Raw genomic sequence first — 6,105 nt, 5'->3', positions numbered from 1 at the left:
CACTCCTGAAGTTGTTATAAATAGAACAGGTAACTAAATCTCTTTTTAATCTTATTGAACAACGGTGGGCTTTTTTTCTTTGGTAATAATGATGGAACGTTCTTCAAGAATCGGGCGCTTTCCTGTAATAAGGAACAGTGCTTTTTTTCATTATAGGGCCATATTGTTGAACACGCTTGTTCAACTAAAAGGAATAGTTTATTAATAGCAGATGACGAATGTATGTTCTTATGGTAATATATAGTAAAAAAATTAAGGAGCAACCACGTCTATGGAAAAAGTTGAATTAAAACATTTTTCGAATGAATATTTAGATGTATTAAATTCTTTCGAACTCCCTGAAGAACAAGGGCAGTTCACTGCTTTACCAAGAAAGATTTTAGAGGTGACAGAAGGCCAACATCGAATTGTTATTTTAAGCGAGAATGAACCTGTAGGATTCTTTTTATTACATTCAACTGAACGAGTAAAGGAGTATTCGGATAATCCGAAAGCTATGTTGTTAACTGCATTGTCTGTTAATCATGCGAAGCAAGGAAAAGGTTATGCTAAACAAGGTATGCTCTTACTAAGTGATTTTGTAAAAACTGAATTTCCTAATTGTGATGAAATCGTTTTAGTTGTTAATCATAAAAATGTTCCTGCTCAGCGACTGTACTCAAGAGTAGGTTTTGAAGATACAGGTAAGAGAAAAATTGGTCCTATTGGTGAACAGTTTGTAATGAATTTATTGTTGCAAAATACTTAACTCATCTTCAACTATAGGGAGCATTTCCATGAACAAGGAAACCGCCTTTATTAATGGAATTCAGCATTAAGTAAAATTACAAATTTTGAAATAATTGTTATTAAGTTTAAGGGCAGGATTATTGAAAAAGGGAGCTATTGGATTTAAAGAAAAATTTAAAAAGGGGAAGTAAGATGAAGACCGTTGTTAGGGCTAATATTGAAGATTTAGACAAAATAGTGAATATAGACAGTGAGGTTATTGGCAACAAAAGTAGACGAGACTGTATTGAGAATGCCATTGAGCTAGGACACTGTATAATTGCAAAAGAAGAAGATGACATTGTTGGATTTTTAATTTACGATACTAACTTCTTTGAATGTTCGTTTATATCACTAATTATTGTATCACCGTCAAAAAGACGAAAAGGATATGCAAGCTTACTGATGGATTATATGATTAGAACATCTCCTACTACGAAGGTATTTTCTTCTACTAATCGTTCTAACATTAGTATGCAGAAAGTATTTAATAAAAATGGATTTATTCAAAGTGGAATAGTTGAAAATTTAGATGAAGGAGACCCTGAAATCATATACTTTAAATCAAAGTAGTAGTTATTCAAGAATTGGGGGCAATAACAGAAGACCATTATAAATGTCTTTTAAGATTATCTTGAAATCGAGTCTTCTGCTAAAGGGCGCAATTGTTGAAAAACATAGGTAGAAAATGATCAATCTTTTTTATAAAACAATCTTAAATCTGCTGAGTAGAATCCATTTTGATCATTTTTTTTCAAAATGGATTCTTTTTATTAATCGTAAAATATAGGTTTGCGAGGTGTTTTTGATCAAACATTATTTCAAAGGTACTTCAAAGCGGCGATTTAATGACTGACATTGCCCTTGTTATCAGTAATCATGAAGAGGCTAGGGATGCTGTCGAAGTCCTTCATATCCCTTTTTATTATATTCCGGCAAATAAAATTCGCTGATAAAAGCATAATGCTGGTAACATTGTGACTTTCTCATTAAAAAGTATATGTAAACAAAATTAAAATGGACTTTGGTCGCAACTGCCTGGTCCATTTTAATTTTTTCCAAATCATACAACAAAATCCCTAATGCCTAACCTTTATGGTTGCATTTGAAGGTGTGATATAGCCATCGGTAGTTTCGAAATCCAAGTTTCCATACTGAGTAGTTAATTCAACATATTGAACGACTTTGTTATTATGAAGAAATACAAATAAATATATATCATCTCTATAATCTATAGAACTTGGATCCTTATAATTGAAACCTAGTTTCTCGTTTATCTCTTCTTGTGGGGTGTAAGGGCGAAATACGTATGCTTTCTCCCAATCAAAGTCTGTTAAAGAATTTATGTCGATTCCTTCCATCCTTTTTTCGTTAATAGCCGTACTAAAAGATTTTTCTAGTTCCTTATTGTGATTTCCACTCGCTGATGAACAACCTGCTAGAATAATAAAAAAGAAAAACATCAATATATATTTTTTCAAAAAATCACTCCTAAATTTATAAGTTAATTGGAAAATACTGATAGCCAAAGCTTATCATAAGTTGTATTTGTTGAGAACAAGCAATTATCAACACATTGTTGTGTTTGTTTTACAAATAATTGTTTTATATGTTTTTATTGTTTTATATGCTTTCAGTGACCTTCCAAGCTCGTCATATCAAGGGTTTTGGTGACATAAATATTACGAAAATGGTGCTAACTATAACTTTTTTGGTGTTAAACATGACAAAAATGGTGCATCGAAAATTACAGATAAAATATAACAAGAAAAAACTTCCGTTATATTTTAAGATTTGTCATAAAGAATCTAGCGAGGAGGGTTTTTGGTGTCAGCAACAAATGCTATCGTTTTAAGTAATAATAATAATCTCGTTACAAAATCCAATATGCTCATTGAGGCAAATTATTAACTTGGCGTTGTAGAGCAGAAGATTATTCTTTGCTTGGCCAGTAATATTCAACCCAACGATTCAGACTATAAAACCTATACATTGCCAATTAAAGAGTTTAGTAAACAATTAGGTCTTAAGGGAACTCCCAAGTATTCGGAATTAAGACAAATCACAAAAGAATTGATGCAGAAAGTATTTGAAATCAGGATCCATAAAAAAGAAATCCAGGTTGCTTGGGTGATCTACGTTGCATATAACGAATCAGAAGGAAGCATAGATATACGTTTCGATCCTTTCCTGCTCCCGTACCTTTTGGAACTGAAAAAGGAATTTACCAGCTATAAACTACCCTTTTTCATTTTGTAAAAGCTGTTTTCGCAATTACTGTTGTAAGGATCCCTAGTAGGTTTAAGGAGCGTATTATAGTGGCTGTAATGATTCTTGAAAGAGCAGAAATTTGTAGGATGATTTTCAATAGTAGGGGAAGACTAGCTTCATAAAAACGTAATGGGGGAATTCCATGGATCTAAATCAATTGGAACAGCTGGGTGACGAATTAAGGTCAGTTGGTCATCAAAGACGGCGGTTAGTCGAACGAATTGTCCAAGAGGTTAATGAAAGGGATGCTCAATCTTCAAAGGAATTGTATAGGAAGTTAAGCAACATCTCTAATCAAGCCATTGAAATTATTGACCGGCAAAAACAAATTATTGATGAAGAAGTACAAAAAATGTAAGGGTACTTATTTTCACAAAGCACCCAAGTCAGATTGAAAATAGACACCTTCTAAATTTTGGCTGGTGTCTATTTTAATAATTGTATTTTACAAAATGCATGAGGGGCGTTATCCTCAGAGCTTAATCTTTCACCTCATCAAGAATGGTCTTTATATAATAGGAAGGCACAGCAGCACCAACAATTTCTTTTGATTCCATTGCAGGATTTTGCAAAGTGGCGAAGATAATCCCTATTACTTTTCCATTTTGATTAATAACTGGACTTCCACTATTACCTTTATAGATTGGGGCTTCAATCATCATAACGGGAACATCCCAATCTTTTAACAAGACTTTACCTACAATTTTTCCTTCGTTTGCTATTTGGGTAAAGGCTAACGGGTTCCCGATGAATAGAATTTTCTCGTCTTCCCATTTTTCCCACTCCTTTTCATTAGCGAGCGGTAAAACAGGTAGGTCTTTTGCTTTTATATCAACAATCGCAAGATCAAGTTTCGGATTTTTTGCGATTACCCTCCCTACAAAAGAATCTCCTGAACTAAAATGCACATTCACTCTGTTTGTATTTTCAACAACATGTTCATTTGTCACTATTAACCCGTCTGGAGCGACATTAAAGCCTGTTCCTTTAACACCATCCCATTCAAGGATTACAACAGATTTCTTGTATTGACTAACTTCTGACTGCTTTGAAAGTCTATTTGACACTTCTACAAATTGGATGGCAGGGATATTAAATACATCAAACCACATCCCTAATCCGCTTATTAATAAGGCAAACACTAGTAGAGAACTAACAATTTTAACGATAAATTTTTTTCGCGTTCTTCTTTTCGCTTTTTCTTTTTCCCATTCTTGAGCATCTTCTCCTTTGAAAAAGGCTTCCAAATCCATTTCTTCATCCGGATGTTCAGGGTTAAAATCTTTATATTCTTTCTCCACTTTGTCCCCCTCAAAGAATGACTGTATATTCTTATTATATCGATTCTTATATGTAAAACATAAAAATAAAAAAATGAACAATACTAAATGGGGATAACAACCAAAGAAGGAGTAAACAACAATGAAAAATGTTGCTAATCATCCTATAATCAGAGGTGAAAACTATGCCAGAGAAAAATCCTATTGAGTTTACAGGGAAGGTTCTAGATCAAAGAAATACCCTTACTGGTCCTGATGATTCTGAAAAAGGATCATATCCAGAACGCCCAAAACATGTCTCTATTCAACAGCCAACTAGTAATAAAAGAAAATAGCCTTTTGGTAGGCATTGGGAAAACCGATTTTTATTCTTAAAAAATAAATCAATTATGTAAGAGGGGGAATTGGCCTCCTCTTTTTCATTGAATGTAAGGAAGAATGGATGATTAATTATGATTCACCACAGGCATTATAATTTAATTCCTGCATGCCTATTGTTACTATAGGAGTATATTTCATTATGAAAGGACAAATTTATAATGGCAACTACTACTATACCTATCTCTGTCTTAAATCTAGCACCTATCCGTCAGGGACAGGGTCCGAAACAAGCGATAGACGCCATAGCTGATCTTGCGCAAGCGGTCGAAAAAATGGGTTATCAACGATATTGGATTGCAGAACATCATAATACTCCAACACTTGTCAGCTCAGCGACGTCTATTTTAATTAAACATACATTAGAACATACTAATACTATTCGCGTTGGGTCAGGTGGGATTATGCTTCCTAACCATTCCCCTTTAGTAGTGGCAGAACAATTCGGAACTATGGCCACGATGTATCCAAATCGCGTGGAACTGGGTCTTGGTCGCGCTCCCGGTACAGATATGATGACAGCAAATGCCTTAAGACGCTCGAAAAGTGATTCTGTTTTTACATTTCCTGATGATGTTAAGGCCTTGCTTAGCTATTTTGGCCCAGAAGATCAACAAAGTTATGTAAAAGCCTATCCTGGTGTTGGCACAAATATTCCAATTTATATCCTTGGTTCTTCCACAGATTCAGCTTATTTAGCGGCAAGTTTAGGTCTGCCATATGTATTTGCTTCCCATTTTGCTCCAAGATACATGGAAGAAGCGATTTCGATTTATCGTAACCACTTCAAGCAATCAGAATACTTGGACAAACCGTATATGATGGTATGTTTAAATGTGATTTCAGCCGAAACCGATGAAGAGGCTAAATGGTTATCGACAACGATGCAGCAATTTTTCTTGAATGTGGTACGTGGTTCGAAAAATCCATTACTTCCACCTGTTGAGAACATGGATGAGGTTTGGAATCCAATGGAAAAAGAAATGGCAACAACGATGTCAAGTGTGACGTTGTTGGGAAGTAAAGAAACAATCAGACAACAATTGATTAGTTTTCAAGAAAAATATCATATAGATGAACTCATGGCTGTGTCTTATATCTATGATTCAGAAAAACAAAAACGTTCATATGAAATATTGAAGGAAGTTGTGGATGGAAAATAGGAGAAAAGTAAGAATGGATAACCAAGCCATAAGTAAATAGTGCATGCAAATGACTCCGGTTTATGTCGGAGTCATTTTTTATATCGGGGTATAGATTTCAAAATCTGGTTGAATCTCAATATCACACTTAAATTCGGAAGATTTAAGAAGAATTGATTTATAAGAACTAGCTGGGAAAAACCTAAACAGCAGAGAAGAATTACTTCTAAACATCCAAGAATAGGTTGAAAAAGGAACCGTCACAA

The 6,105-nt window shown here is 34.2% G+C and carries 7 protein-coding genes and 2 pseudogenes; 7 read left to right on the top strand and 2 right to left on the bottom strand.

Annotated features, from left to right (window positions below; genetic code table 11):
• The first annotated feature begins 271 nt into the window (after window positions 1-271).
• The 3 genes and pseudogenes from M5A78_RS05175 to M5A78_RS05165 form a co-directional block, all read left to right on the top strand.
• A complete protein-coding gene (locus M5A78_RS05175; protein ID WP_248734207.1) occupies window positions 272-748 on the top strand; it encodes a GNAT family N-acetyltransferase in 477 nt (158 codons plus the stop codon).
• 173 nt (window positions 749-921) lie between these two features.
• On the top strand, window positions 922-1,341 hold the full coding sequence (locus M5A78_RS05170; protein WP_248734206.1) for a GNAT family N-acetyltransferase: 420 nt from the start codon (window positions 922-924) through the stop codon (window positions 1,339-1,341).
• A gap of 260 nt (window positions 1,342-1,601) precedes the next feature.
• A pseudogene (locus tag M5A78_RS05165) lies at window positions 1,602-1,712 on the top strand (formyltetrahydrofolate deformylase); the annotation flags it as partial.
• Window positions 1,713-1,847: 135 nt separating this feature from the next.
• Here the strand turns inward: M5A78_RS05165 and M5A78_RS05160 are convergent.
• On the bottom strand, window positions 1,848-2,249 hold the full coding sequence (locus M5A78_RS05160) for a hypothetical protein (protein WP_248734205.1): 402 nt from the start codon (window positions 2,247-2,249) through the stop codon (window positions 1,848-1,850).
• A 448-nt stretch (window positions 2,250-2,697) separates the two neighbouring features.
• Between M5A78_RS05160 and M5A78_RS05155 the strand changes: the two are divergent.
• Together M5A78_RS05155 and M5A78_RS05150 are read left to right on the top strand one after the other, a co-directional pair.
• Window positions 2,698-3,027, top strand: a pseudogene (locus tag M5A78_RS05155) (replication initiation protein); the annotation flags it as partial.
• Between the two features lie 154 nt (window positions 3,028-3,181).
• Complete coding sequence (locus M5A78_RS05150) at window positions 3,182-3,397, top strand: hypothetical protein (protein ID WP_248734203.1); 216 nt, start codon at window positions 3,182-3,184, stop codon at window positions 3,395-3,397.
• A gap of 121 nt (window positions 3,398-3,518) precedes the next feature.
• On the opposite strand, the gene M5A78_RS05145 is transcribed toward M5A78_RS05150, so the two are convergent.
• Complete coding sequence (locus tag M5A78_RS05145) at window positions 3,519-4,340, bottom strand: S1C family serine protease (protein WP_248734202.1); 822 nt, start codon at window positions 4,338-4,340, stop codon at window positions 3,519-3,521.
• A gap of 164 nt (window positions 4,341-4,504) precedes the next feature.
• Between M5A78_RS05145 and M5A78_RS05140 the strand changes: the two genes are divergently transcribed.
• Window positions 4,505-4,654, top strand: coding sequence for a hypothetical protein (locus M5A78_RS05140; protein ID WP_248734201.1), 150 nt, complete (start codon window positions 4,505-4,507; stop codon window positions 4,652-4,654).
• A gap of 204 nt (window positions 4,655-4,858) precedes the next feature.
• Window positions 4,859-5,860 (top strand): LLM class flavin-dependent oxidoreductase, encoded by a 1,002-nt coding sequence (locus M5A78_RS05135; RefSeq protein ID WP_248734200.1) that lies wholly within the window; start codon window positions 4,859-4,861, stop codon window positions 5,858-5,860.
• Window positions 5,861-6,105 lie beyond the last annotated feature (245 nt).

Source organism: Neobacillus rhizosphaerae (assembly GCF_937468385.1).
In the GTDB taxonomy this organism is placed as follows: Bacteria; Bacillota; Bacilli; order Bacillales; family Cytobacillaceae; genus Neobacillus; species Neobacillus rhizosphaerae.
Note: the sequence above shows the minus strand (reverse complement) of the source record. Positions and strands in the feature narration are given on the sequence as shown.

Excerpts from the sequence above, each read along its gene's own strand:
- M5A78_RS05140 (WP_248734201.1), top strand. The coding sequence starts at position 4,505 with ATGCCAGAGAAAAATCCTATTGAGTTTACAGGGAAGGTTCTAGATCAA.
- M5A78_RS05135 (WP_248734200.1), top strand. The coding sequence starts at position 4,859 with ATGGCAACTACTACTATACCTATCTCTGTCTTAAATCTAGCACCTATC.
- M5A78_RS05150 (WP_248734203.1), top strand. The coding sequence starts at position 3,182 with ATGGATCTAAATCAATTGGAACAGCTGGGTGACGAATTAAGGTCAGTT.
- M5A78_RS05175 (WP_248734207.1), top strand. The coding sequence starts at position 272 with ATGGAAAAAGTTGAATTAAAACATTTTTCGAATGAATATTTAGATGTA.
- M5A78_RS05170 (WP_248734206.1), top strand. The coding sequence starts at position 922 with ATGAAGACCGTTGTTAGGGCTAATATTGAAGATTTAGACAAAATAGTG.